Annotated in this window: 20 protein-coding genes, 2 pseudogenes and 1 riboswitch; of the genes and pseudogenes, 12 read left to right on the top strand and 10 right to left on the bottom strand. The window is 58.2% G+C overall.

Annotated elements, in window-relative coordinates; all coding sequences use genetic code 11:
• Positions 1-18 precede the first annotated feature (18 nt).
• Positions 19-1,458: a TolC family outer membrane protein gene (locus BMZ10_RS17855; RefSeq protein ID WP_093465136.1), complete on the bottom strand. Its 1,440-nt coding sequence runs from the start codon at positions 1,456-1,458 to the stop codon at positions 19-21.
• Positions 1,459-1,624: 166 nt separating this feature from the next.
• Positions 1,625-1,729: riboswitch (TPP riboswitch) on the top strand.
• 170 nt (positions 1,730-1,899) lie between these two features.
• On the opposite strand from BMZ10_RS17855, the gene thiC reads away from it, so the two are divergent.
• A complete protein-coding gene (gene thiC / locus BMZ10_RS17850) occupies positions 1,900-3,786 on the top strand; it encodes a phosphomethylpyrimidine synthase ThiC (protein ID WP_093465133.1) in 1,887 nt (628 codons plus the stop codon).
• 150 nt (positions 3,787-3,936) lie between these two features.
• The gene (gene cytX, locus BMZ10_RS17845; RefSeq protein ID WP_093465131.1) at positions 3,937-5,229 is read left to right on the top strand and encodes a putative hydroxymethylpyrimidine transporter CytX; all 1,293 of its coding nucleotides are present in this window, start codon (positions 3,937-3,939) and stop codon (positions 5,227-5,229) included.
• A 53-nt stretch (positions 5,230-5,282) separates the two neighbouring features.
• Here cytX and BMZ10_RS17840 read toward each other — a convergent pair whose 3' ends face one another.
• The 7 genes from BMZ10_RS17840 to BMZ10_RS17810 form a co-directional block, all read right to left on the bottom strand.
• The gene (locus BMZ10_RS17840; protein ID WP_093465128.1) at positions 5,283-5,909 is read right to left on the bottom strand and encodes a GAD-like domain-containing protein; all 627 of its coding nucleotides are present in this window, start codon (positions 5,907-5,909) and stop codon (positions 5,283-5,285) included.
• A gap of 65 nt (positions 5,910-5,974) precedes the next feature.
• On the bottom strand, positions 5,975-6,583 hold the full coding sequence (locus BMZ10_RS17835) for a GAD-like domain-containing protein (RefSeq protein WP_093465125.1): 609 nt from the start codon (positions 6,581-6,583) through the stop codon (positions 5,975-5,977).
• A gap of 188 nt (positions 6,584-6,771) precedes the next feature.
• The gene (locus tag BMZ10_RS17830; protein ID WP_093465121.1) at positions 6,772-7,398 is read right to left on the bottom strand and encodes a GAD-like domain-containing protein; all 627 of its coding nucleotides are present in this window, start codon (positions 7,396-7,398) and stop codon (positions 6,772-6,774) included.
• A gap of 4 nt (positions 7,399-7,402) precedes the next feature.
• Positions 7,403-7,864: a polymorphic toxin type 15 domain-containing protein gene (locus BMZ10_RS17825; protein WP_177182154.1), complete on the bottom strand. Its 462-nt coding sequence runs from the start codon at positions 7,862-7,864 to the stop codon at positions 7,403-7,405.
• 83 nt (positions 7,865-7,947) lie between these two features.
• Positions 7,948-8,574: a GAD-like domain-containing protein gene (locus BMZ10_RS17820; RefSeq protein WP_093465117.1), complete on the bottom strand. Its 627-nt coding sequence runs from the start codon at positions 8,572-8,574 to the stop codon at positions 7,948-7,950.
• Between the two features lie 8 nt (positions 8,575-8,582).
• Positions 8,583-9,941, bottom strand: a complete 1,359-nt coding sequence (locus BMZ10_RS17815; protein ID WP_093465115.1) for a DUF6861 domain-containing protein — start codon at positions 9,939-9,941, stop codon at positions 8,583-8,585.
• Between the two features lie 234 nt (positions 9,942-10,175).
• A complete protein-coding gene (locus tag BMZ10_RS17810; protein WP_093465113.1) occupies positions 10,176-10,922 on the bottom strand; it encodes an RsiV family protein in 747 nt (248 codons plus the stop codon).
• 220 nt (positions 10,923-11,142) lie between these two features.
• Here BMZ10_RS17810 and BMZ10_RS17805 point away from each other — a divergent pair, with 220 nt between their 5' ends.
• The 10 genes from BMZ10_RS17805 to BMZ10_RS17765 all read left to right on the top strand — a co-directional run bounded on the left by BMZ10_RS17805 (position 11,143) and on the right by BMZ10_RS17765 (position 21,400).
• The gene (locus BMZ10_RS17805) at positions 11,143-11,760 is read left to right on the top strand and encodes an NUDIX domain-containing protein (RefSeq protein WP_093465111.1); all 618 of its coding nucleotides are present in this window, start codon (positions 11,143-11,145) and stop codon (positions 11,758-11,760) included.
• Positions 11,751-12,203, top strand: coding sequence for a DUF1249 domain-containing protein (locus tag BMZ10_RS17800; RefSeq protein ID WP_093465109.1), 453 nt, complete (start codon positions 11,751-11,753; stop codon positions 12,201-12,203). Before BMZ10_RS17805 ends, BMZ10_RS17800 begins: the two co-directional genes overlap by 10 nt.
• A 547-nt stretch (positions 12,204-12,750) precedes the next feature.
• The gene (locus BMZ10_RS27500) at positions 12,751-13,137 is read left to right on the top strand and encodes a hypothetical protein (RefSeq protein ID WP_143070305.1); all 387 of its coding nucleotides are present in this window, start codon (positions 12,751-12,753) and stop codon (positions 13,135-13,137) included.
• A gap of 80 nt (positions 13,138-13,217) precedes the next feature.
• Positions 13,218-14,027, top strand: coding sequence for a 3',5'-cyclic-AMP phosphodiesterase (gene cpdA / locus BMZ10_RS17795; protein WP_093465107.1), 810 nt, complete (start codon positions 13,218-13,220; stop codon positions 14,025-14,027).
• A 163-nt stretch (positions 14,028-14,190) separates the two neighbouring features.
• Positions 14,191-14,757, top strand: a complete 567-nt coding sequence (locus BMZ10_RS17790) for a YqiA/YcfP family alpha/beta fold hydrolase (RefSeq protein WP_256214529.1) — start codon at positions 14,191-14,193, stop codon at positions 14,755-14,757.
• An 86-nt stretch (positions 14,758-14,843) separates the two neighbouring features.
• Positions 14,844-16,748, top strand: a complete 1,905-nt coding sequence (parE, locus tag BMZ10_RS17785; RefSeq protein WP_093465103.1) for a DNA topoisomerase IV subunit B — start codon at positions 14,844-14,846, stop codon at positions 16,746-16,748.
• The gene (locus BMZ10_RS17780; RefSeq protein ID WP_177182153.1) at positions 16,748-17,725 is read left to right on the top strand and encodes an esterase-like activity of phytase family protein; all 978 of its coding nucleotides are present in this window, start codon (positions 16,748-16,750) and stop codon (positions 17,723-17,725) included. The genes parE and BMZ10_RS17780 overlap by 1 nt, the downstream gene beginning before the upstream one ends.
• A 35-nt stretch (positions 17,726-17,760) precedes the next feature.
• Positions 17,761-18,243, top strand: a complete 483-nt coding sequence (locus BMZ10_RS17775) for a retropepsin-like aspartic protease family protein (protein ID WP_177182152.1) — start codon at positions 17,761-17,763, stop codon at positions 18,241-18,243.
• Positions 18,244-18,253: 10 nt separating this feature from the next.
• Positions 18,254-20,512 (top strand): DNA topoisomerase IV subunit A, encoded by a 2,259-nt coding sequence (gene parC / locus BMZ10_RS17770; RefSeq protein ID WP_093465097.1) that lies wholly within the window; start codon positions 18,254-18,256, stop codon positions 20,510-20,512.
• A gap of 180 nt (positions 20,513-20,692) precedes the next feature.
• Positions 20,693-21,400: a PqiC family protein gene (locus BMZ10_RS17765; RefSeq protein WP_093465095.1), complete on the top strand. Its 708-nt coding sequence runs from the start codon at positions 20,693-20,695 to the stop codon at positions 21,398-21,400.
• A gap of 216 nt (positions 21,401-21,616) precedes the next feature.
• Here the strand turns inward: BMZ10_RS17765 and BMZ10_RS28350 are convergent.
• A pseudogene (locus tag BMZ10_RS28350) lies at positions 21,617-22,345 on the bottom strand (histidine kinase); the annotation flags it as partial.
• 66 nt (positions 22,346-22,411) lie between these two features.
• A pseudogene (locus BMZ10_RS28345) lies at positions 22,412-23,140 on the bottom strand (histidine kinase); the annotation flags it as partial.
• Positions 23,141-23,200 lie beyond the last annotated feature (60 nt).

Raw genomic sequence — 23,200 nt, 5'->3', positions numbered from 1 at the left:
TGCGGGTCTGACGTCTGATTATCGCTCGGTCGGCCTTTCGAAGTTCTTCGCGGCTTCTTTCGCCAGATCAGGCGGGAGGAAATCTTTGTCCGGGTTGTAGTCCGGTTTCAGGAAGCGCGACAGATCCTGCAAGTCGCCGGGGCTCAAGGTGCCAGCGGCCTGTTTCAGGCGCAGGTTGTCGAGGATGTAGTCGTAGCGCGTGTTGTTGTAGTCGCGCACCGAGGCGTAGAGCTGACGCTGCGCATCCAGTACGTCAACGATATTGCGTGTGCCGACCTGATAGCCGATTTCCGTGGCTTCCAGCGCGCTCTGGTTGGAAATGATCGACTGCTTGCGCGCCTGCACCTGCTCCACATCGGTGTTCACCGCGCGGTGCAGGTTGCGGGTGTCTTCCACCACCTGGCGGCGCAGCCCTTCGCGCTGCTGTTCGGACTGGCCGAGGCGGGCGTAGGCTTCGCGGACTTGCGAGCTGGTCAGGCCGCCGCTGTAGATCGGGATGTTCACCTGCAGGCCGATGGTGCGCTGCTCGACGCTGCCGTGAAAGCTTTGCCCGGTGTAGTTGGGATTGGTGAAGCCCAGCGGGTCGTTGTCGCCTTTTTCGTACTGCGCCACGGCATCGACTGTCGGCGCATGACCGGCCTTGCGCTGGCGCAACGTTTCTTCCGCAGCGCTGACAGCGTAATTGCTGGCCAGCAGGTTGAGGTTCTGTTGGGTCGCCGTATCGACCCACGATTTGGCGTCGTTAGGCGTCGGCGCCAGCACCGGCAACGTGTGAACGATGCCTTCGATCGAGTTGTAGTCCCGGTTGGTCAGGGTAATCAGCGCCTGAAATGCATCATCCACCTGACGCTTGGCAACGATGCGTGCTGCGCGGGCCGTGTCATAACTGGCCTGCGCCTGAAGCACGTCGGTCTTGTCCGAAAGCCCGACATCGAACCGCTCGTTGGCCTGATCGAGCTGACGCTTGAACGCGGCTTCCTCAGCTTTGGTCGAGGCCAGATTGTCCTGGGCGCGCAGCACTGCGAAATAATCTTCGGCGCTTTGCAGGATCAGGTTCTGCTCGGTTGCCGACAGTTGGAGCATGGCCTGTTCATTGACGTTCTTGGCGGCCTTGAGTTGGAACCAGCGATCGGCGCGAAAGATCGGCTGACTCAGGGTCGCGCGGTAGACCGTACCGCTGCGGTTGATCACGGCAGAGGGTTCGTCGATTTTGGTGCGAGTGTCGTTGATGTCGGCGCCGCCCGAAATGTTCGGCAGCAGGCCTGCGCGAGCCTGAGGCACAATCTCTTTCTGCGCGTCGTAGCTGGCGCGCGCGGCCGCCAGGTCGGCGTTGTTGTTGACCGCTTCCTGATAAACGCTCACCAGACCGGTCTTGGTCGGCAGTGGCAAGTCAGCTGCCCCGGCCATCGCACTCGAAGCACACGACACGGCAATGGCCAGTGAAAGGTTGCGCAGCATAGACATTCCCTAGTAGTTGTTGTCGCCAAATCTTGGTCCGATGGCTTTGGCGTCGCGTAGCGAGTGTAGTTCCGGACGATGTCGACAACAATCCGGCAAAACAGCCATTTAACAAGTGTTTGAATTCCGCGCTTGGCGTTTGCCACACGCGACGTCTAGACTGACGCCGTTCTTGTCGGGGTGCCTTGCTATGAGGCTGAGATCGGATAATCCGGATCCCGTTGAACCTGATCAGGTTAGCGCCTGCGTAGGGAACAAGATTTCTCGTCTCCCGGCGAGTCCTCTTGAGTGTCGTCCGGGGTCGTTTTGTTCAAATTCTGAACAGTCCTCGTCTATCGATTCTCAGCATCCGTGTCTATTCCAGGGTGCATCCGTCCGTTCGAATCAGGCTCATGCTCCGACAAATCAATCCGCCGCTGGATGATGTCTGGAGAGCCCGTGATGAGTACAACACTAAAAAACGCCAATCTGAGTGAGTCCGCCCAGGTCGATTCGGGGTCGGTTCAGCCGTTCACCCGTTCGCAGAAAATCTACGTTCAGGGCTCGCGTCCGGACATCCGCGTGCCGATGCGGGAAATCAGCCTGGACATTACCCCCACCGACTTCGGTGGCGAGATCAACGCGCCAGTCTGTGTGTACGACACCTCGGGCCCGTACACCGACCCCAACGTCATCATCGACGTGCGCAAAGGATTGGGCGACGTACGCTCGGCGTGGATCAATGACCGTGGCGACACTGAACGCCTTGATGGCCTGAGTTCCGATTTCGGCCGGCAGCGCCTGGCCGATGCCGAGCTGACCAAATTGCGCTTCGCCCACGTGCGCAACCCGCGCCGCGCCAAGGCCGGGGCCAACGTCAGCCAGATGCATTACGCGCGTCAGGGCATCATCACCGCCGAGATGGAATACGTCGCCATCCGCGAGAACATGAAGCTACAGGAAGCTCGCGCTGCCGGTCTTTTGAAGCAGCAACATGCCGGCCACAGCTTCGGCGCGAGCATCCCTAACGAGATCACCCCCGAGTTCGTGCGCGAAGAAATCGCCCGAGGCCGCGCGATCATCCCCGCCAACATCAATCATGTGGAACTGGAGCCGATGATCATCGGCCGCAACTTCCTGGTGAAGATCAACGGCAATATCGGCAACAGCGCGCTGGGATCGTCCATCGAGGAAGAAGTGGCGAAGCTGACCTGGGGCATTCGCTGGGGCTCGGATACGGTGATGGACCTGTCCACCGGCAAGCACATCCACGAAACCCGCGAGTGGATCATTCGCAACTCGCCGGTCCCGATTGGCACGGTGCCGATCTATCAGGCGCTGGAAAAAGTCGGTGGTGTCGCTGAAAACCTGACGTGGGAGCTGTTCCGCGACACGCTGATCGAGCAGGCAGAGCAGGGCGTCGACTACTTCACCATCCACGCCGGCGTGCTGCTGCGCTATGTGCCGCTGACCGCCAAGCGCGTCACCGGGATCGTCAGCCGTGGCGGCTCGATCATGGCCAAGTGGTGTCTGGCGCATCACAAGGAAAACTTCCTTTACACCCACTTCGATGAAATCTGCGAAATCATGAAGGCCTACGACGTCAGCTTCTCGCTGGGCGATGGCCTGCGTCCGGGATCGATTGCCGACGCCAACGACGAAGCGCAGTTCGGCGAACTGGAGACCCTTGGCGAGCTCACCAAGATTGCCTGGAAGCATGACGTCCAGTGCATGATCGAAGGCCCGGGCCATGTGCCAATGCAACTGATCAAAGAGAACATGGACAAGCAGCTGGAATGCTGCGACGAGGCGCCGTTCTACACGCTCGGCCCGCTGACCACCGACATCGCCCCCGGCTATGACCACATCACGTCCGGTATCGGCGCTGCCATGATCGGTTGGTTCGGTTGCGCGATGCTCTGCTACGTCACGCCCAAGGAACACTTGGGGCTGCCAAACAAGGATGACGTGAAGACCGGGATCATTACTTACAAGATCGCGGCCCACGCAGCTGACCTGGCGAAAGGGCACCCGGGCGCACAGATTCGGGACAACGCCTTGAGCAAGGCGCGCTTCGAATTCCGTTGGGAGGACCAGTTCAACCTTGGGCTTGATCCGGATACGGCCCGTTCCTATCACGATGAAACCCTGCCGAAGGACTCGGCGAAGGTCGCGCATTTCTGCTCCATGTGCGGGCCGAAGTTCTGCTCGATGAAGATCACCCAGGAAGTGCGCGAATACGCGGCCAATCAGAAGATCGAGGCGGTTGATCTGTCTGTGGCCGAAGGTATGCGCGAACAGGCCGAGCGCTTCAGGCAGGAAGGCAGTCAGCTTTACAAAAAGGTCTGACGGGGTTTTACCCCTGTTGATTGATCGTTCCCACGCTACGCGTGGTAACGCCCTTCTTGACGCTCTGCGTCAAGGGGCGCTGAGCACCCCGTGCGGCATTCCCACGCAGAGCGTGGGAATGATCGTCGTTTAAACAATTGAGATTGCGACGTGAACACACCCAGCACTTACTCACCCGACATTCCCGTCCCCGCCAGCAAGCGGGTTTTCGGCGGGCGCGATCTGTTTTCCCTGTGGTTCTCCCTCGGCATCGGCCTGATGGTGCTGCAAACCGGTGCGTTGCTGGCGCCGGGGCTCGGCATGTCTGGCTCGATGCTCGCGATCGTCCTGGGCACTCTGGTGGGCGTCCTGCTGCTCGCGGCTGTCGGCGTAATCGGCAGCGACACCGGCCTGTCGTCGATGGCCGCGCTCAAGCTCAGCCTCGGCACCAGAGGCGCGGGCGTGCCGGCGATTCTCAACCTCTTGCAACTGGTGGGTTGGGGTTCGTTCGAAATCATCGTCATGCGCGACGCGGCCAGTTTGCTCGCTGCCGGGGCATTCAGCGAAGGCAGTCTGTGGACAAGTCCGCTGCTGTGGACGCTGCTGTTCGGCGGCCTGGCAACCCTGCTCGCGGTCAGTGGGCCGCTCACATTCGTGCGGCAGATTTTGCGCAAGTGGGGCATCTGGCTGCTGCTCGCGGCGTGCGCGTGGCTGACCTGGAATCTGTTCGCCAAAGCTGATCTGGCCGCGCTCTGGTCCCGGGCCGGCGATGGTTCGCTGCCTTTTGCGGTTGGCTTCGATATCGCCATTGCGATGCCGCTTTCCTGGCTGCCGCTCATTGCCGATTACTCCCGTTTCGGCAAACGCGCGACGGGCGTATTCGGCGGGACAGTCCTGGGGTTCTTCATCGGCAATTTCTGGCTGATGACGTTGGGCGTCGCCTACACCCTCGCGTTCGCACCCAGTGGCGAAGCCAATGCGTTATTGCTGGCGCTGGCGGGTGCAGGGATGGGCGTTCCGCTGTTGCTGATCCTGCTGGATGAATCGGAAAATGCGTTCGCCGACATTCATTCGGCTGCCGTTTCAAGCGGGATTCTGTTGAAGGCCAAGGTTGAACATCTGGCGCTGGCGATCGGCATCATCTGCACGTTGATCGCGTGCTTCGCCCCGTTGGCGCAGTACCAGAACTTCCTGTTGTTGATCGGCTCGGTGTTCGCGCCGCTGTTCGGCGTGGTGCTGGTGGATCACTTCATCCTGCGCCGTCGCAGCCATGGCGCCGCGACGACCGGTCTGCGCTGGCTGACCTTGCTGGCGTGGCTCGGCGGGATTTTCACCTACCATCTGCTCGCCAATCTTTATCCGGATGTCGGCGCAACACTGCCAGCGCTCGTCGTCGCTGGCGTGTTGCAGATGATACTGGCACGCGGACAGGCATCTGCACTCGGTGTTGACCTGCGTCAGTAACTCGGTGAACTGGGCCTGGAACAGAACAACCAGGCTCAATCCGGGCAAACGACTCAAAGCGAGTCAAGGTTCGGGAATCCCCAATCCGTCAGAGGTGCGAGCTGGGACAGAAAAGTGAGGTGCTCGATGGTTTTGAGCTTCTGCAGATGCTTTAGGTCGGCCGGGCCGCCGAAAGCGAGGGCTGGGACGAAGCCGTACATTTCGTCGGGTTGTAGTGGGCCAAGTGTTTTCAGCGCTTCGCAGAAGAGCCCTTCTAAATCATTATTCTCCGGCTTTTTCGAGGCGAAGAAAGACTGCACGCTTATATCCGGATTGATAGCAACCGAATTAGTTTTTCGAAGTGAGTAACGGGCATACACCGAGCAGATCGTTAAACGGCTGCCCGTTTTTTCTTGCCATAAGTACAGATCGCCAAAGGCGCTTTGTGCGATAACGTGAAATTGATCATGCTGATTGATACCGGAGTCAACTAGCCAGTCCGAGATAAAAACATCGTATTCGGCAGGATTGACTGTCCAGAATATTCCGTCACCATAACCGCTCCAGCCGTATTTTTCCCAATGAGAAATCAACAGGGGCGGAAGTCTATCTTTGTATTTTTCACGTTTGGAAAGGGGGACTTCTCTTCGATGCACAGAGGGGCCCATTTTTTTTAAAAAATATTCGAAATACTCTTCCATTTGGCCTCATACTTACACTCCCTTCGTCGTTTACAGGGAGCGTTAATCCGCCCAGCGAGAACTCGCTAAATATCTTCTAGGCCGATGTGCCTCAGTGGCTCAATTTGCGAGAGAAATAAAAGATGCTCAATAATTTTGGCCACTTCAATTGATCTCTCTTGAGCCGAGCCTCCCAACGCCAGCACCGGGACAAATCCATACATTTCATCGTGTTTCAGTCTCCCCAGGCGCTTCCTCGCGGCGTCGAAGAACGCTAAGGGATCGCAATGTTCACGATCAAGAATCGCGAAGAACGTCGAGATGTTCCTGTCCTTTGATACGTTTGACCGCATATAGGAGTAGCGCGCCCAGCAGGCGTCGATCATTAAGAAAGTCTGAGTGTTTTCTCCCCACAAATGGAGGTCACCAAACGCATTACGAGCGATGACATGATAGCTATCGACGACGATTGTTGGATTTTGTTTTACCCACTCTGTGACGATGGGCTCAAATTCCTGAGGATTTACGGTCCAAAAAAGGCCATCCGCATAGCCGCTCCATCCGTACTTCTCCCAATAACTCAGCAGCTGATCAGGAAGCCGTCTCCTGTATCTCGCGATACTCGATATCGGCACCTCTGCTCGGTAGAAGGGCGCACCAAATTCGGTTAGGAATACATTAAGAAAATCGTCCATTAGTTTATGCATCCCTCGAAATACGCTGTCCGGCGCGGTGAGCGGAGTTTTGCCGGGATTTAAATGATCGCCTCGGCACCTGCATAAGCAGAATGCCTGCCAACGCTCAGTCGAGTCGAAATGGATCGGTCCAAGCTGCATCGTTTCGTTATCCCGCGGCGAGCTTCAATCCATTTTTTTCGGATCAATTAAAGGCTATCAAGATCCGGAAACCCCCAGTCCGTTAGAGGTGCGAGCTGGGACAAGAAGGTTAAGTGCTCGATTGTTTTGACCTTCTGCAGATGCTTCAGATCGGCCGGGCCGCCGAGAGCGAGGGCAGGTACGAAGCCGTACATTTCGTCGGGCTGTAGCGGGCCGAGTGCTGTCAGTGCTTTTTCAAACAGATCTTCAAAGTCATTCGAAGCGTGATCAAATGACGCAAAGAACATTTTGATCTCGTCATCAAAGCGTTCGGTGGGTATATGTCGAGTAGACTGCATGTATCTAGCATAAACGGAATTAATTGTTAGCCAGCTTCCGGTGTTTTGCTGCCACAAATAAATGTCACCAAATGCTCCTCTTGCGATCACATGGTAGGTGTCAGGATCTGGAATGCCCGACTCCAACAGCCATGAACGCACAGCTACCTCGTACTCGGCTGGATTGACGCACCAAAATACTCCATTTCCATAGCCACTCCAGCCATAGCGATGCCAATGCGATAATAATTGCCGAGGCAGTATCCCCGTATACCTTTCTATAGATGATATGGGAACTTCTCTTCTGTATGTTTCCGGACCCACTTCTTCAATCAAACAAACATAATATTCGTCCATGGTCTTATCTACACCGTTCAAGTCTTGCGGTGATTTTGGCGCCGTCACGCATATCTACGCCCATTTTGCTCGCAGCGTTGTCCAGGCCATCTATTCGGCCTCGCCACTGAGCGCCGATACTTGAATTGACTCGCGCATCTCCGAAGTCAGAAACGATATCTTTTCCTCCCGCAAATAAATCGGGGTTATGCAATGCGGCAAGGGCGCTCATCTTCTCTCGCGCGATGGTCTTCGCCGCGCGTCTTGCCTCCATCAGCGGAGTGCCGTTTAGCTCCATTTTTCCCATCGCGTCTTTAATGAAGCGATCCTCCAAGGCCTTTCTGGCGCTCCTAGCCACTTTCGGATCTCTCACCTTCTCCCCAGCCGTATACGCCTCCCGCCCGCGCAAATACTCATCCACGGTCAGGTCATTCAGGCCTCTTTCCTGTCCCACCAGTTGCCTGTCGAACTCCGGGATCTTGCACAAGCGCCAGCATTCGGTCCCAACGTGCGGCGTTAAACCAGCGGGCGGGGCCAAAACAACCAACCAGGCTCAATCCCGACGAGGACTCAAAGCGAGTCAAGGTCCGGGAATCCCCAATCCGTCAGCGGCGCGAGTTGTGAAAGAAAAGTGAGGTGCTCGATGGTTTTGAGCTTCTGCAGATGCTTCAGATCAGCCGGGCCGCCGAGGGCAAGGGCAGGTACGAAACCGTACATTTCATCGGGTTGTAGCGTGCCGAGTTTTTTTAGAGCTTGTTGGAATAGGTCGTCAAGATCATTAGACTCCCGATTACGACTTGCAAAAAATAGCGCGATTTCGTCGTTGAATTCATCGCTTTGCACTACCTCTTGGGTTTTATGAAAGCGTGCGTAGGGGGCCGTTACGTCCAGCCAATTCCCTGTTTTCTCATGCCAAAGGTAAAGGTCGCCGAAAGCACTTCTGGCGATCGTGTGATAAAAGCCGGAATCGGGGATTCCTGAATCATCCAGCCATGAGCGGATCACTTCCTGATACTCCGCAGGATTGACGGTCCAGAAAAGTCCCTCGGCATAGCCACTCCATCCGTGCTCCCCCCACTGCTTCAGGAGTTGGTGAGGGAGTTTCTCAGCGTATTTTTCCACTGATGATAGAGGTACCTCTCTTCTCTCCAGCGCAGGGCCCAGTTTTTCAAGGAAATATTCGTAGTACTCTTCCATAGTTACCTCTAGTTACAGCGTTCCAGTTTGGCATTGACTAACGTCGTAGCACGATTGTTCAAGCTGACTTTATTTGCCAAAGCATCAAGCCCCTCAATTCGCTGACGCCATTGCGCTCCGATGCTGGCGTTTACCGACCGGTCTCCAAAGTCAGATATAAAATCTTTGCCTCCTGCGAAGAGATCAGGATTGTGAAGGGCCGCGAGCGTCCTCAGTTTTTCCCTAGTCAATGTCGCAGCCAACTTGTCAGCATGTTGCTCAGAAAGCCCCTGCTTACGCAGTTTTCGGCTGATTTTCTGGGTCAGGTTGACCGCAAGGTTTTCGCGCGCTTTCTTCGCCACCCTCGGATCCCTAACCTTTTCCCCAGCCTTAAACGCCTCCCGCCCGCGCAAATACTCATCCACGGTCAGGTCATTCAGGCCTCTTTCCTGTCCCACCAGTTGCCTGTCGAACTCGGGAATCTTGCTGTAATGCAGGTTGCTCGCGTTAAAGCATGGCACCTTGTATTCCGGCATGCCCAGCGGTTTCTTCCCGCCCGGTCGATCGGTCTCCCGATGGCTGTCGAACCTAGGCTCCGGTGTGGTCGAGCTACTCGTTCCAGCCTTGGCAGGCTGCAAGTCAGGCCGCCCCTTGAGGCCCTCTTCATGCTTGAGCATCCACTGCGCCAGCCGCGCGCCTTTGCTGCTGGCGCGCATCTGACCGGCGAGTACCGACATGTTGCCGCGGCCTCGGGTCAGGTACTCAACCACTGCGCCGAGCAGCAGGATCACCACTTCGGTATGCCCGCGGGCGATATGGTGTGCCGCTTGGTCGACCACCCACGGGTCGTCCTGTGAAATCGGGTTCAGCCCTTCGTTGCCTTGGGTCCCGCCCCATGCGACCTGAATACCGCGCACGTAGTGGTCCAGCAGCGCGGGCAGGCCTTGGACGAAAAACTCGGCGACCGACGCCAGCCCCAGTACGCCCAGAATCCAGCTGCTGGCTTGCAACCCGACAGCCATGCCGGCGAATGCGCCTGGCCCCGCGCCTACGCCACCCGCCAGGGCGCCTACCCCCGCACCCATCGCGCCTCCGGCCAGGATGCTGCCGACGATGATCATGGCCATGTCGCCGACAACGCCCATCAGATCAGAGAGCACGTCGGATATTTCAATATCTGCGAATCGCTGCCGCAGTAATGCGCTGGCTTCAAACTCGGCGCGATAAAAGGCAGTTCTGATGTTGTCGACGCGGCGCAGAACAAGTTCGACGGAAGGCGCTTGCTCATTCAGGTAATTTCGAAAGTCGCCCAAGCCGCTGCTTTGAACTTCAAGCCTAAGGCGATCTTCAATTTCAAACCACGAAGGCAGCAAGTTCCATAAGCGCATCCCGTCTCCCTGACAGTTCTAAGAAATCAGGGCGGAACTTAATGATTAGGCGAGTGAGGCGTCAATAAACAAGGAGTTTAGTAATGGTGGAAGTTTGAGGGTGGGAATGTTTAAAGCTTGGAGGATGTGTATGAAAGTGTATGTAGGAACTGAATATAGATAAGGTGGTTATTTGAGAGGGGATATTACGAGGCAAGCCGGCGCGTTCTCAGCAACCGGCTTGCGTTCAGACGATCAGCTGCGGCCCGGAAACAGCTCAGGCTTGATGATCCCGTTAAGCTGCGGATAGGGAATCTTCAGCTCGATGTGACCCATCGAATAGGGTGCGATGGTGTCCACCGGGTATTTCAGAATGACGGCACCGTACGTCAGGGCGACGTTTGAAGTTCGCTTGAATGGCCACATCTTCTGAAAGTCGGCGTCCTTGTCCAGCTTGGTGCTCACTTGCCAGGCTTGATGCGCCAGTTCGGCCTTTTCCCAGAACGCGCTTTCCTGGCCCGGTACCAGCATGTCGGCCAGCGTCAGCACGCGCTGCTGCTGGCGTGAATAGTTGATGAACGCACGGCCCGGATTGCCGTGAGCGCCACCGGTATCCAGGTAGCTCGACAGCTCCACGACGACGATTCCGTCATGCTGCTCGCGTACTTTGGCTTGAAGGTAACTGCTGTTGCGCGCCTGGGCACGGCTCAAGAATTGCTCCTGATACGCCTTGATCGTTGGCGGAACGGGACCGTCGGTGTCGCTGCGGGTCAATTGCAAGAGCGTGCGCTGAACGATTGCATCCAGTTTGGGCTCGTCCGGGAAATGTACGGTGTCGATGTTTACCAGCGGGCAATCGTCTGTGGTGCAGCCGGGCTTGATCAGTTCGGAGGCGTCACGCTGAACGGTCAGCGGACTGCGCAGATTGGGTTGGAAGAGGCTTTGGCAGGCGCCCAGTATCAGGGCCAGGCAGGCCAGTGAAATGATCTTCAGAAACGACATGTTGATCCTTGGCATTGGCATAAAGGGCCATCACTCGGATGTAACGGCAACCAGCTTCGACTACGGGTGGCGCAATCAGTTCGCCACTGGGCGGATTAGAGAACCTTTCGGTTGCTGTCGTCTACCCTGAGGGCCGGATTTGCCAACTCAAAGGGCTGCATCCAGCGCAGCAGCGCGTTAGGATGGGCCAGGACACAGGTGCTCAAGCAGTGAGAAAAGTATGACTGATACCCCGAAATCGATACCGACGAAGCACGAGATCACTCAGCGCGAAACCTGCTTCAAGGGGTTCTACCAGCTGGATCGACTGCACCTGCGCCACGAACTGTTCGACGGCGGCATGAGCCCGGAAATCAAGCGCGAGCTGTTTGTCCGACACGACGCTGTCTGCGTGCTGCCTTACGATGCCAAGCGCGATCAGGTCGTGCTGATCGAGCAGTTCCGGGTGGGCGTGGTGGGCAAGTATCCCAACCCCTGGCTGATCGAAATGGTTGCGGGCCTGATCGACAAAAAAGAGGAGCCTGAACAGGTTGCTCACCGTGAGGGAGAGGAGGAAGCTGGGCTTGTCTTCGAGGCACTCTGGCCGATCACCAAGTATTTCCCTTCGCCCGGAGGCAGCAACGAATTCGTTCATCTCTACCTGGGCAAGTGCGACAGTGAAGGCGCAGGTGGTCTGCATGGCCTGGAAGAGGAAGCCGAAGACATCCGTGTGTCGGTCTGGTCCTTCGAAGATGCCATGCAGGCTGTGAAAGACGGACGCATCGTCAATGCGGCAACTATCATCGCAATACAATGGCTGGCGCTCAATCGCGCCGAGATAAGGGGGCTATGGTCTTGAATCTTCTGCGCGAGCGCTATCGTGTCGACCTTGCCGGGCTGCAAGCAGCCTGCGAGGCGAACTACGCTCGCTTGATGCGTTTGCTACCCGATATGCGCAATGCACAGCGCTCACGCAAGGTCGCCGTCACGCAAGGCGATCAGATGCTGGGCGTGCTGGCGGTCGAGGTCATACTCGACTGTCCTTACACCACCACGCTACAGGTGCGCCAAGAGCACAGCCTGCCCTGGCTGCCGGTGCCTGTGCTGGAAGTCCAGGTCTATCACGACGCGCGCATGGCCGAAGTCATCGGCGCCGAACACGCGCGGCGTTTTCAGGGCATTTATCCTTACCCCAACGCCGACATGCATCAGCCCGATGAAAAGGCCCAACTCAATCTGTTCCTGGGGGAATGGTTGAGTCACTGCCTGGCGTGTGGGCATGAGTTTGAGTCGGTGCGCTGAAGTTGTAGGCTCTTTCCAGCTAGCTTAACGCTCAAGTCTTCCGGCCTTGTAGGCTGTTTCTGAAATTTTCGCTGCGCTGGGATTTGGCTTTATTTTTCAGCGCTCCTGGAGCTAGGTTTGCACGATCTTTTGTTTGAGGTCGTGCTATGGCTTATCTTGGAACTCATCTTTATTCCTGCGATGCGATTCCGTTTAATTGGAATGACACCTGGGTTGTGGTTGTTTCAGGCGACGGTCCCAATTATTGCGGGCATTCGCTATTGAGGGTTGGGTATAATTACTTTCACATAGATAAGTGGAATCGGCCTTATCATTTAACTGAGACTGATTATAAGAGATACGTGCAAGAGGGAGGGAAAAACGAGATATTCAGACGCAAGGTTTACGTCCCGGATCCCGAGAGCGCGCAACGGAAGATTGAAGCGTTGAGCGTAGAGATATGGTACTGGCTGTTAGTCCCCAATAACTGCGTGAGTTTCGTTGAAGCAGTGTTATCGGCTGGTGGGGTGAGTGAGGTCAGCGTGACCAACTGTCCGAGATTGTGGAAGTGAGCATCGTAAAGGTTTTGGTTTATGGGATATGGTCTGGTCTGGTGGTCCAGTTTTTTACGGATTTGATTTTTTATTCCCCGGAACCTCTTACATTGGCGTCGGAATGGTCCTCCTTTATTGGAGGGTTTGCGCTGGGTGCATATTTGTCGAGCTACATTTCTTGGGGGTGGTCGTTAGGTGGGGTTGCAGGCTTATTTGCGGGGTCTCATCTTCCTATATTCCCGCTGATGTATTTTTCGACTCCGGGAAGTTACGAAGATATATTGGGCTGGCTGCTTTTAGGTGGGGGTATAGGCTTGCTGCTGGGCGGTTACGGCCTCGACAGCCTCTTCAAGAGATCTGCCCTGCGCCGAAAGACTTCAGCTCACAAGCACCACAACTGAGAGCTAGCCCTCACTTCGGCATTTGCCCGTCGGCGCTCCAGCCACCATAATCCGGCCATACCCGCTCAAGGAGATGGCCATTGCCGAGCACACCTCTGAATTCGTCCTCCGTCCTGGTGGTGCAACTGTCGGACAGCCACCTGTTCGCTGAAGCGGACGGCAAGCTCTTGGGCATGGCCACGCGCGACAGCCTGAGCGCCGTCGTTGATCGGGTGCTGGCCGAACAGGCGGCGATCGACCTGGTGCTCGCCACGGGCGATTTGTCTCAGGACGGCTCCGTCGAGTCTTATCAGGCGTTTCGCCAGTCGAGTGAGCGCCTGTCCGCGCCCAAACGCTGGCTGCCTGGCAACCATGACGAACTTCGGGAAATGGCGATCGCCGCTCAGCAGAGTGACTTTCTTGAGCCTGTCGTGGACGTTGGAAACTGGCGTATCACGATGCTGGACTCTGCCGTTCCGGGCTCCGTGCCGGGCTATCTGGAAGACAAACAGCTGCAATTGCTTGCTCAGGCGTTGAGCGAAGCACCGCAACGTCATCATCTGGTCTGCCTGCACCATCATCCGGTGCCCATTGGCGCGGCGTGGATGGAGCCGATCGGACTGCGTAACCCCGAGGCTCTGTTCTCCGTGCTGGAACGCTTTCCTCAGGCTCGGGCGCTGCTTTGGGGCCACGTGCATCAGGAATACGATCAGCAACGTAACGGCTTGAGGTTGATGGCGTCGCCGTCCACGTGTATTCAGTTCGCGCCCGACAGTGAGGATTTCAAGCTCGACGCGCTGGCGCCGGGATATCGCTGGTTGCGGCTGCACGATGACGGCCTGATCGAAACCGGCGTATCGCGGATTGACCCCAGTCTGTTCGAAGTCGACCTCAGTGGTGCCGGTTATTGATGGAAATGCTTCGAACCTCAGCGGTTGATCAACAAACGAGTTTTCCCTGGGTTGTCCCTGTAAACTGCGTGGCTTTGCGTGTTGATGCGCTGCATCTGGAGATAACCGCGTGAACCAGGATCACCCGACGCTTCTTTATATACATGGCTTGAACAGCTCGGCGATGTCGAAAAAAGCCACACAGCTGGCTGAGTTGATGAAAACCCTGGGTTTGAGCGAGCAGTTGCGGGTGCCAGAGCTGCACCATCATCCGCGTCAGGCAGTGGCCCAGCTTGAGAACGCCATCGAAGAACTGGGCGGGCGGCCATTACTGGTCGGCAGCTCGCTCGGCGGCTACTATGCGACTCACCTGGCGGAGCGTCATGGCCTTAAGGCCGTGCTGATCAACCCGGCGGTGAATCCGCATCAGTTGTTCGACGGCTTTCTGGGCACCCAACAAAATCTATATACCGGCGAGAGCTGGGAGCTGACGCACGATCACGTGGCAGCGCTGGCAGAGCTCGAAGTGCCGGCCCCGCAAGATCCTCAGCGTATCCAGGTGTGGCTGCAGACCGGCGATGAAACTCTGGATTATCGTCGCGCGCAGGCATTTTACCGAGCTTGCGCGTTACGCATCGAGGCCGGGGGCGATCATGGTTTTCAAGGATTCGCGTCGAAACTGCCCGCTCTGCTCGGATTTGCCGGTTTCGCGCCAGAACTGCTCCAGGCGATCGATCTGTCGGTGCTGTAGCCCGGCCGGATCGACGCATGTGCTGAAACAACAATGTAGAACAGTGTCACTCCGAAATTTCATGAACGACTTGATGACGAGACCCCATGGCCAATCCCAGCGCTAGCTCTTATAACGCAGACGCCATCGAAGTCCTCTCGGGCCTCGACCCGGTCCGCAAACGGCCGGGCATGTACACCGACACCACGCGGCCGAACCATCTGGCGCAGGAAGTCATCGACAACAGCGTCGACGAAGCGCTGGCGGGGCACGCCAGATCGGTGCAGGTCATTCTCCACGCCGATAACTCTCTTGAAGTGGCCGATGACGGTCGCGGCATGCCAGTGGACATCCACCCGGAAGAAGGCGTTTCCGGTGTCGAACTGATCCTCACCAAGCTGCACGCGGGCGGTAAGTTCTCCAACAAGAACTACCAGTTCTCCGGCGGTCTGCACGGGGTGGGTATTTCCGTGGTCAACGCGCTCTCCACCCAAGTGCGGGTGCGGGTCAAGCGCGACGGCAACGAATATGAAATGACCTTCGCCGATGGCTTCAAGGCCAGCGAGCTGGCCGTCGTCGGCACAGTGGGCAAGCGCAATACAGGCACCAGCGTCTTTTTTGCGCCGGACCCGAAATATTTCGACAGTCCCAAATTCTCCGTCAGCCGCCTCAAGCACGTGCTCAAGGCCAAGGCTGTCCTGTGCCCGGGCCTCTTGGTCAGCTTCGAGGACAAGGGCACCGGCGAGAAAGTCGAGTGGCATTACGAAGACGGGCTGCGCTCGTATCTTCAGGATTCGGTGAACGAGTTTCTGCGCCTGCCCGACGAGCCCTTCTGTGGTTCATTCGCGGGTAACAAGGAAGCCGTCGACTGGGCGTTGCTCTGGCTGCCTGAGGGCGGCGACAGCGTTCAGGAGAGCTACGTCAACCTGATCCCGACCGCGCAGGGCGGTACTCACGTCAATGGTCTGCGCCAGGGCTTGCTCGATGCCATGCGCGAATTCTGTGAGTTCCGCAATCTGCTGCCGCGTGGCGTGAAACTGGCGCCGGAAGACGTCTGGGAGCGGATCGCGTTCGTTCTGTCGATGAAGATGCAAGAGCCCCAGTTCTCCGGCCAGACCAAGGAGCGTCTGTCGTCTCGTGAGGCGGCGGCGTTCGTCTCCGGCGTGGTCAAGGACGCATTCAGCCTGTGGCTCAACGCTCATCCTGAAATGGGCATGCAGTTGGCGGAGCTGGCGATCAACAACGCCGGACGCCGACTCAAGGCAAGCAAGAAAGTCGAGCGAAAACGCATCACTCAAGGTCCGGCGCTGCCGGGCAAGCTGGCCGATTGCGCCGGCCAGGATCCGATGCGCGCCGAACTGTTTCTGGTCGAGGGTGACTCTGCCGGCGGCTCGGCCAAGCAGGCGCGGGACAAGGAGTTTCAGGCCATCCTGCCGCTTCGCGGCAAAATTCTGAACACCTGGGAAGTCGATGGTGGCGAAGTGCTCGCCAGCCAGGAAGTCCACAACATTGCGGTCGCCATCGGGGTTGATCCAGGCGCGGCGGACATGAGCCAGTTGCGGTACGGCAAGATCTGTATCCTCGCCGATGCCGACTCCGACGGCCTGCACATCGCCACCTTGCTGTGCGCCCTGTTCGTGCAGCATTTCCGTCCGCTGGTCGACGCCGGCCACGTGTACGTCGCAATGCCGCCGCTTTACCGCATCGACCTGGGCAAAGACATTTATTACGCACTGGACGAGGCTGAGCGCGATGGCATCCTCGATCGTCTGGTGGCCGAGAAGAAGCGCGGCAAGCCTCAGGTCACGCGATTCAAAGGTCTGGGCGAGATGAACCCGCCGCAGCTGCGTGAAACCACCATGGACCCGAACACCCGTCGTCTTGTCCAGCTGACGCTGGATGATTTCGAGGCCACTTCGGAAATCATGGACATGCTGTTGGCAAAAAAACGTGCAGGCGACCGCAAGACCTGGCTCGAATCCAAGGGCAACCTTGCCGAGGTGCTGGTCTGATGCGAGCCTGGTTTGCAGCCCTGTTGTTGCTCGCTGCCCCAGTCTTCGCCGCACCGTTGCCCGAACTGAAATTGTTGTCCGAGCACCCGGTCGACGACATGATCGGCGGCAATCTGTCGGGGCTGGCGTCGTGCAATGGCGTGTTGTGGACGGTTTCCGACCGCGATGACACCTTGCTGTACAGCCTCGACACCTCGGCGACGGTCTGGAAAGCCCGTGGCCAGGTGATCGAGATTCCGCCGATTCCAGACAGCGGGCTGTCTTCGACCTTGCGTGCGATGGCCAAGGCCTCGGCGATTCTTCGTGGGGGCGATCTGGATTTCGAGGGCGTGAGCTGCGATGCCGCCGGCAACCGGTATCTGGTCAGCGAGGCTTACGCCACGGTGCTCAAGGTACCTGTCAACGGGGCGCCGGTCTGGCTGGAATTGCCGGGCAAGCTGGTCAAGGAAGCACAGTCGGCAGGGATGCTGCAGCACTTCAATGCGATTTTCGAAGGTATCGCGATCAATCCGGCAGGCGATCAGTTATGGCTGGCCGCCGAGCGTGACAAGCGAGGTCTGTTGACGGCGCGCCTTGGTAAAGACGGCTGGGCCTGTGATGCGAGCTGTATTCTGCGGGTCGAGTCTGGCAATGACATTCTGCCGCCGCAAGTGGGCGGGAAGGCCGTTGGCAAAGACTTTGCGGACATTTCGTTGTACAAGGGCAAGTTGTTCGCGCTTGAGCGCGCGGCCTACCGCATCTGCCGACGCTCTCTGGAGACCGGGCAGCTCGAAGCGTGCTGGTCATTCGCAAAGGAAGCGCTGCAACCCAATCGCCTGTATGACCAGAAATACGGCCTGACCGAAGCGCTGGTCATCGATGACAGCGGTGCATGGGTCGGGGTCGACAATAACTTTGGCGCTCGCGCCGACGGAGAAAAGCGTCCGATCGTCTGGCGCTTCGCTGCGCCAGCCGGTGGCTGGGGCGGCAAGCCTTGACACAGGCACCACCCGGCAGACGCGCCGGGCGTCTCATGCTGATCATCGTCTGGGCTGCGGGGCTGTTTCTGGCCACGCGTTTTTTCGGCGATTGGGAGCAGCGACAGGAAAACCCGAACACCAGCGTTACTTCACGGCAGGGTGATGGCTATGTCGAAGTGCAGTTGACGAGCAACCGTCAGGGGCACTTCGTCATGAGCGGGCAGATCGACTCGCACCCGGTACAGTTCATGCTCGACACGGGAGCGACCAATGTCGCCATTCCCGAACCAGTGGCGGACACGTTGCGCCTGGAGCGTGGCGAGCGGGTTCAGGTGAGTACGGCCAATGGCCGCACCGAGGCATTCCGGACCACGCTGCAGCGGCTGCAAATTGGCGACATCGTCTTGAGCAATGTGCGCGCCCTGGTGGTGCCCGGCCTGGACGGTGAGCAGGTGCTGCTGGGCATGAGCGCCATCAAACAACTCGAATTCACACAGCGCGGCGGCACATTGCTGCTGCGTCAGACGACAAAATGATGAGGCCCGCATGAGCGACTCCCTTGACCTCAGCCTGGATGGCGTAGAACGCCGATCACTGGCTGACTTCACCGAACAGGCCTACCTCAACTATTCCATGTACGTGATCATGGACCGCGCCTTGCCGCACATCGGTGATGGCTTGAAGCCCGTGCAGCGGCGGATTGTCTACGCCATGAGCGAACTGGGCCTGGACGCCGACGCCAAGCACAAGAAATCGGCGCGCACGGTCGGTGACGTACTCGGCAAGTTCCACCCGCACGGTGACTCCGCGTGCTATGAGGCCATGGTGCTGATGGCTCAGTCGTTCAGCTATCGCTACACGCTGGTCGATGGTCAAGGTAACTGGGGTGCGCCGGATGATCCCAAGTCGTTCGCGGCCATGCGCTACACCGAGGCGCGCCTGTCGCGCTATTCGGAAGTGCTGCTGACCGAACTCGGTCAAGGCACCGCTGACTGGGTTCCCAACTTCGACGGTACGCTGGACGAACCGGCGGTATTGCCAGCACGTTTGCCGAATATCCTGCTCAATGGCACCACCGGTATCGCCGTGGGCATGGCGACCGACGTTCCGCCGCACAACCTGCGTGAAGTCGCGTCTGCCTGCGTGCGTTTGCTCGATGAGCCCAAGGCCACCATCGAGCAGCTGTGTGAGCACGTGCAAGGGCCGGACTACCCGACCGAAGCCGAAATCATCACGTCGCGCGCCGACCTGCTGAAGATCTACGAAAGTGGTCGCGGCTCGGTACGCATGCGTGCCGTTTACCGTGTCGAGGATGGCGACATCGTGGTCACCGCGCTGCCGCATCAGGTTTCCGGCGCTAAGGTGCTGGAGCAGATCGCCGCGCAGATGCAGGCCAAGAAGCTGCCGATGGTCGCGGACCTGCGTGATGAGTCCGATCATGAGCACCCATGCCGCATCGTGATCATTCCGCGCTCCAATCGCGTCGATCCTGAAGAGCTGATGCAACACCTGTTCGCCACTACGGAGCTTGAATCCAGCTACCGGGTGAACATCAACATCATCGGCCTGGACGGCAAGCCGCAGCTCAAGAACCTCAAGGCGCTGCTGTCTGAGTGGCTGACATTCCGCATCAACACGGTGCGTCGTCGCTTGCAATTCCGTCTGGACAAGGTGCAGAAGCGCCTGCACCTGTTGGAAGGTTTGCTGACCGCTTACCTGAATCTGGACGAAGTGATCCACATCATCCGCACCGCCGAGCATCCGAAGGCCGAGCTGATTGCCCGTTTTGAGCTCTCGGAGATCCAGGCCGACTACATCCTCGACACCCGGCTGCGTCAGTTGGCGCGTCTGGAAGAAATGAAGCTGCGCGGCGAGCAGGATGAACTGCTCAAGGAACAGGCCAAGCTGCTGGCTCTGCTGGGCAGCGAGACCAAGTTGCGCAAGCTGGTGCGTTCCGAACTGATCGCGGACGCCGAAACCTATGGCGATGATCGCCGCTCGCCAATCGTGGAGCGTGCCGAGGCCAAGGCGTTGTCAGAAAACGAGCTCATGCCGACTGAGCCGGTGACGGTCGTGCTGTCAGAAAAAGGCTGGGTGCGTTGCGCCAAAGGCCATGACATCGACGCAACAGGGCTCTCCTACAAGGCAGGCGACGGATTCAAGGCAGCAGCGGCGGGGCGTTCGAATCAGTTCGCTGTGTTCATCGACTCGACAGGGCGCAGCTATTCGCTGGCAGCGCATACGCTGCCTTCTGCTCGAGGCCAGGGCGATCCACTCACCGGTCGCCTGACGCCGCCACCTGCGGCGACGTTCGAATGCGTGCTGCTCCCCGATGATGACGCGCTGTACGTGATCGCCTCCGACGCCGGTTACGGTTTCGTTGTGAAGGGTGAGGACCTGCAGGCGAAGAACAAGGCGGGCAAGGCGCTGTTGAGCCTGCCGACGGGTGCCAAGGTCATCTTGCCGCGTCCTGTGCCAGATCGGGAGCAAAACTGGCTGGCGGCGGTTACGACCGAGGGCCGCCTGCTGGTGTTTAAAATTGCCGATCTGCCGCAGCTGGGTAAGGGTAAAGGCAACAAGATCATCGGCATTCCTGGCGAACGCGTTGCCAGCCGAGAAGAATTCGTGACCGACCTGGCGGTGATTCCGGAAGGCGCCACTCTGGTGCTGCAGGCTGGCAAACGTACGCTTTCTCTCAAAGCTGACGATCTGGAACATTACAAAGGCGAGCGCGGAAGACGTGGCAATAAGCTACCACGTGGATTTCAGCGCGTGGATGCCCTGTTGGTGGAAACTGGTGCTTAAGAAGCTGATTTGAGCGTCCGATCTTCGTTTCGTCACGAAGATCGACGCAGAATCGCTGGAGTCATCGCGCATATTCACGGATGATATGACGTCTTGAGGTGCAGGCGTGGCTGAGTGCCTTCATGGTTTCTTGAGTATTTGACATCGTGGCGCGCCTTGGGTGCCCACTTGGACGGAATGATGAATTTTCTACGCGTTCCTGTTGTTCTGTTGTTGACTGGCGTTTTAGGTTTGGCCGGATGCAGCGTTCATCAACCCACTTCGCTCTATCAGTTGGACAGCGGCGAACCTGGGCAACCGAAACAAAGTGCCGGAGTCGCAGTTTTGCTGGGTCCGGTTGCCGTTGCCGATTATCTGCAACGGGAAACATTACTGCAGCGCCAGCCGGACGGCAGTCTGACGGCTTCGACGGACGGTCGGTGGGCGGGCAGTCTGTCGGCGGATATCGATCAGCTGTTGCTTCGCCAGCTGGCCTGGAAGCTTGATAGCCAGCGCGTGGTAATGGCGCCGGCTGCAGCCAACTTCACGCCGGATGTGCAAGTCGTGCTGTCGATCACCCGTCTGGATTCGGGCGAGAACCAGCCTGCGGTGCTCGATGCGCAATGGCGTCTGCTGGATCGCCGAGGCACCGTTCGCGACAGCAAACTGGTTCACCTTGAAGAGCCGCATGCCGGCACCTCCGCTGCTCAGGTCAAAGCGCAAGGCGTATTGCTGCAGCGTCTGGCCGATCAATTGAGCGTGGCGGTGAAGCCGATTGCCAGCCAGCCGCTGGTTGCAGACGAACCGAGAAAGGCCGCCCAACCGGCCAAGACCCGAACCGATCAAGACAAGCCAAAGATTCCAATGGCTTCCCCGATTCGCACCGATCTTGAAGTGTTCCGCTTCTGATCCAGGCGCAAACAAAAAGCCCGCAGTGATGCGGGCTTTTTTGTGGGTGGCATACAGTTCGTCAAGATCGAAACCGTATATATCCATTCGCCGCTGACCGTTTGTGGGAGCGCGCTTGCCCGCGAATGCGTGGTGTCAGTCGCCGCAGCGTTGGAGGGATATCGCGTTCGCGGGCAAGCGCGCTCCTACAACGGATTGCGCACGCCCGACCGGGTATCAGACCTTGCGCGCCTCGTGCATGCGCGCAAGTTGGCGTTCGAGCATCGATGGATAGGGCTCCATCAGGCGTTCGACGCAGCTGGCACCTTCCGGGCTGGCGATGGGGCGAATGCGAGCACGCTGACGAATGGTGTGGTCTTCGCTGATCTTGCGTTCCACCAGCAGCAGGTTGCGACTGTGTTGCGACAGCGCCAATGCGTCCTGCGCGGTTTCGGTCAACAGCAGGTCGATCTGGTTCATGCCGTGCAGGCCTTCGCCCAGCGTCAGACCGAGCTGCAATTGCAGGGTGATGCCGCTGTCTGCGACTTCAATCTGCAAGGCGTGGCTCAATGCACGAAGAAGCTCGCCACAGCAGATGGCATTGGTCAGGTAATCATCGCCGCTGTCCTGGGTGCTGAACACCATCAGCGAGCTGCCGTCATTCAGCGTGTGAAGCTCGCTGTCGTACAGCGAAGCAGCCTGATCGATGCAGTCGCGATAACGCTCGAGCAGCTCGGTCAAGCGGGCGCGTGGCAGGCGACGCAATTGTTCCTGAGAGCCCAACTGCACGGCAAGCACTGCGCTGTATTGCGGCTGTGAAGGAACGACCGGGAGCATCGGCCGCGGCGCAGGCTTCTGGGCCACCGCGGAGTCGTCGCGCAGATCGGCAAACGGATCGTCTTCGTCCTCTTCGTCTTCCTCGGCAACGATACGTCGTGCAGGGATCGCCGTGGCGCGCGGCTTGGGCGCATCGTCGAAATCGTGATCACCCAGATCGCTGGCGTCGAATTCGGGCGAGCTGTCATCATCGGCGTGCTCGGGCTCAGGGACTGGCTCCGGTTCCGGCTCAGGCGGTGCGTAAGATGCCTTGAGCTGGCGAGCCAGATCGCCGATTTCATCCTGACGATCTGTTGCCGGCGTGTAGGGATCGATGTAACGCAACCACATGCGCAATTGCAGCATGGGCGTGGAAATGTGACGCCCCAGGCGCAGGCTGAGCGCCAATGCCAGCGCCAGCAGAATACCCGCGAGAATGCCCATGCTTTGCAGGCTGATGGTCAGCGGTTGCTGGAACTGAGTCATGTCCAGACTGATGCGCAGGGTGCCCGCGACGACATCCTGGAATGTGACCTTGATCTCGTAGAGCCCTTCGGCTTCGCCCAGCAGGCCGTTTTTCGGGCGCTGGCCGGCTTCGGCAAGAATGCGGTTGTCCACGCTATAAATAGCGGCGTGAGCGACCAGCGGGTTTTTGACCAGATTGCCCAGCAGCACGTTGAGGCTGAGGATGTCGTTGGACACCAGCAGCTCTGTCGCGGAGGTCGCTGTTTGCGTGGTCAGGGCCTGCCCCAATGCGTCCGCCTGTTCGTGCATGGCTTGCTTGAACTGCAACCCCATCACGCAGGCGTAGATCACCAGCGCCAGCGCGACGAGAATCACGTTGTGGCTGGCGATGCGCAAAGCAATCGGTACACGTCGATGACGCAATGCCCGGAAGATCAGCAAGAAGAAATTATCGGTTTTTACTGGCGTGGGCCGGTTCACTGAGCACGGCTCTCTTGGAGAAGTTGCCGCGCAGTATAGCGAGCGACCCAGTAGCGGCAA

This window comes from Pseudomonas sp. NFR16 (genome assembly GCF_900108875.1).
GTDB lineage: Bacteria > Pseudomonadota > Gammaproteobacteria > Pseudomonadales > Pseudomonadaceae > Aquipseudomonas.
This window is presented reverse-complemented; position numbering and strand designations above follow the sequence as displayed.

Excerpts from the sequence above, each read along its gene's own strand:
- BMZ10_RS17855 (WP_093465136.1), bottom strand. The coding sequence starts at position 1,458 with ATGCTGCGCAACCTTTCACTGGCCATTGCCGTGTCGTGTGCTTCGAGT.
- thiC (WP_093465133.1), top strand. The coding sequence starts at position 1,900 with ATGAGTACAACACTAAAAAACGCCAATCTGAGTGAGTCCGCCCAGGTC.
- BMZ10_RS17840 (WP_093465128.1), bottom strand. The coding sequence starts at position 5,909 with ATGGAAGAGTATTTCGAATATTTTTTAAAAAAAATGGGCCCCTCTGTG.
- BMZ10_RS17835 (WP_093465125.1), bottom strand. The coding sequence starts at position 6,583 with ATGGACGATTTTCTTAATGTATTCCTAACCGAATTTGGTGCGCCCTTC.
- BMZ10_RS17830 (WP_093465121.1), bottom strand. The coding sequence starts at position 7,398 with ATGGACGAATATTATGTTTGTTTGATTGAAGAAGTGGGTCCGGAAACA.
- BMZ10_RS17820 (WP_093465117.1), bottom strand. The coding sequence starts at position 8,574 with ATGGAAGAGTACTACGAATATTTCCTTGAAAAACTGGGCCCTGCGCTG.
- BMZ10_RS17815 (WP_093465115.1), bottom strand. The coding sequence starts at position 9,941 with ATGCGCTTATGGAACTTGCTGCCTTCGTGGTTTGAAATTGAAGATCGC.
- BMZ10_RS17810 (WP_093465113.1), bottom strand. The coding sequence starts at position 10,922 with ATGTCGTTTCTGAAGATCATTTCACTGGCCTGCCTGGCCCTGATACTG.
- BMZ10_RS17805 (WP_093465111.1), top strand. The coding sequence starts at position 11,143 with ATGACTGATACCCCGAAATCGATACCGACGAAGCACGAGATCACTCAG.
- BMZ10_RS17800 (WP_093465109.1), top strand. The coding sequence starts at position 11,751 with ATGGTCTTGAATCTTCTGCGCGAGCGCTATCGTGTCGACCTTGCCGGG.
- BMZ10_RS17790 (WP_256214529.1), top strand. The coding sequence starts at position 14,191 with ATGTCGAAAAAAGCCACACAGCTGGCTGAGTTGATGAAAACCCTGGGT.
- parE (WP_093465103.1), top strand. The coding sequence starts at position 14,844 with ATGGCCAATCCCAGCGCTAGCTCTTATAACGCAGACGCCATCGAAGTC.
- BMZ10_RS17780 (WP_177182153.1), top strand. The coding sequence starts at position 16,748 with ATGCGAGCCTGGTTTGCAGCCCTGTTGTTGCTCGCTGCCCCAGTCTTC.
- BMZ10_RS17775 (WP_177182152.1), top strand. The coding sequence starts at position 17,761 with ATGCTGATCATCGTCTGGGCTGCGGGGCTGTTTCTGGCCACGCGTTTT.
- parC (WP_093465097.1), top strand. The coding sequence starts at position 18,254 with ATGAGCGACTCCCTTGACCTCAGCCTGGATGGCGTAGAACGCCGATCA.
- BMZ10_RS17765 (WP_093465095.1), top strand. The coding sequence starts at position 20,693 with ATGAATTTTCTACGCGTTCCTGTTGTTCTGTTGTTGACTGGCGTTTTA.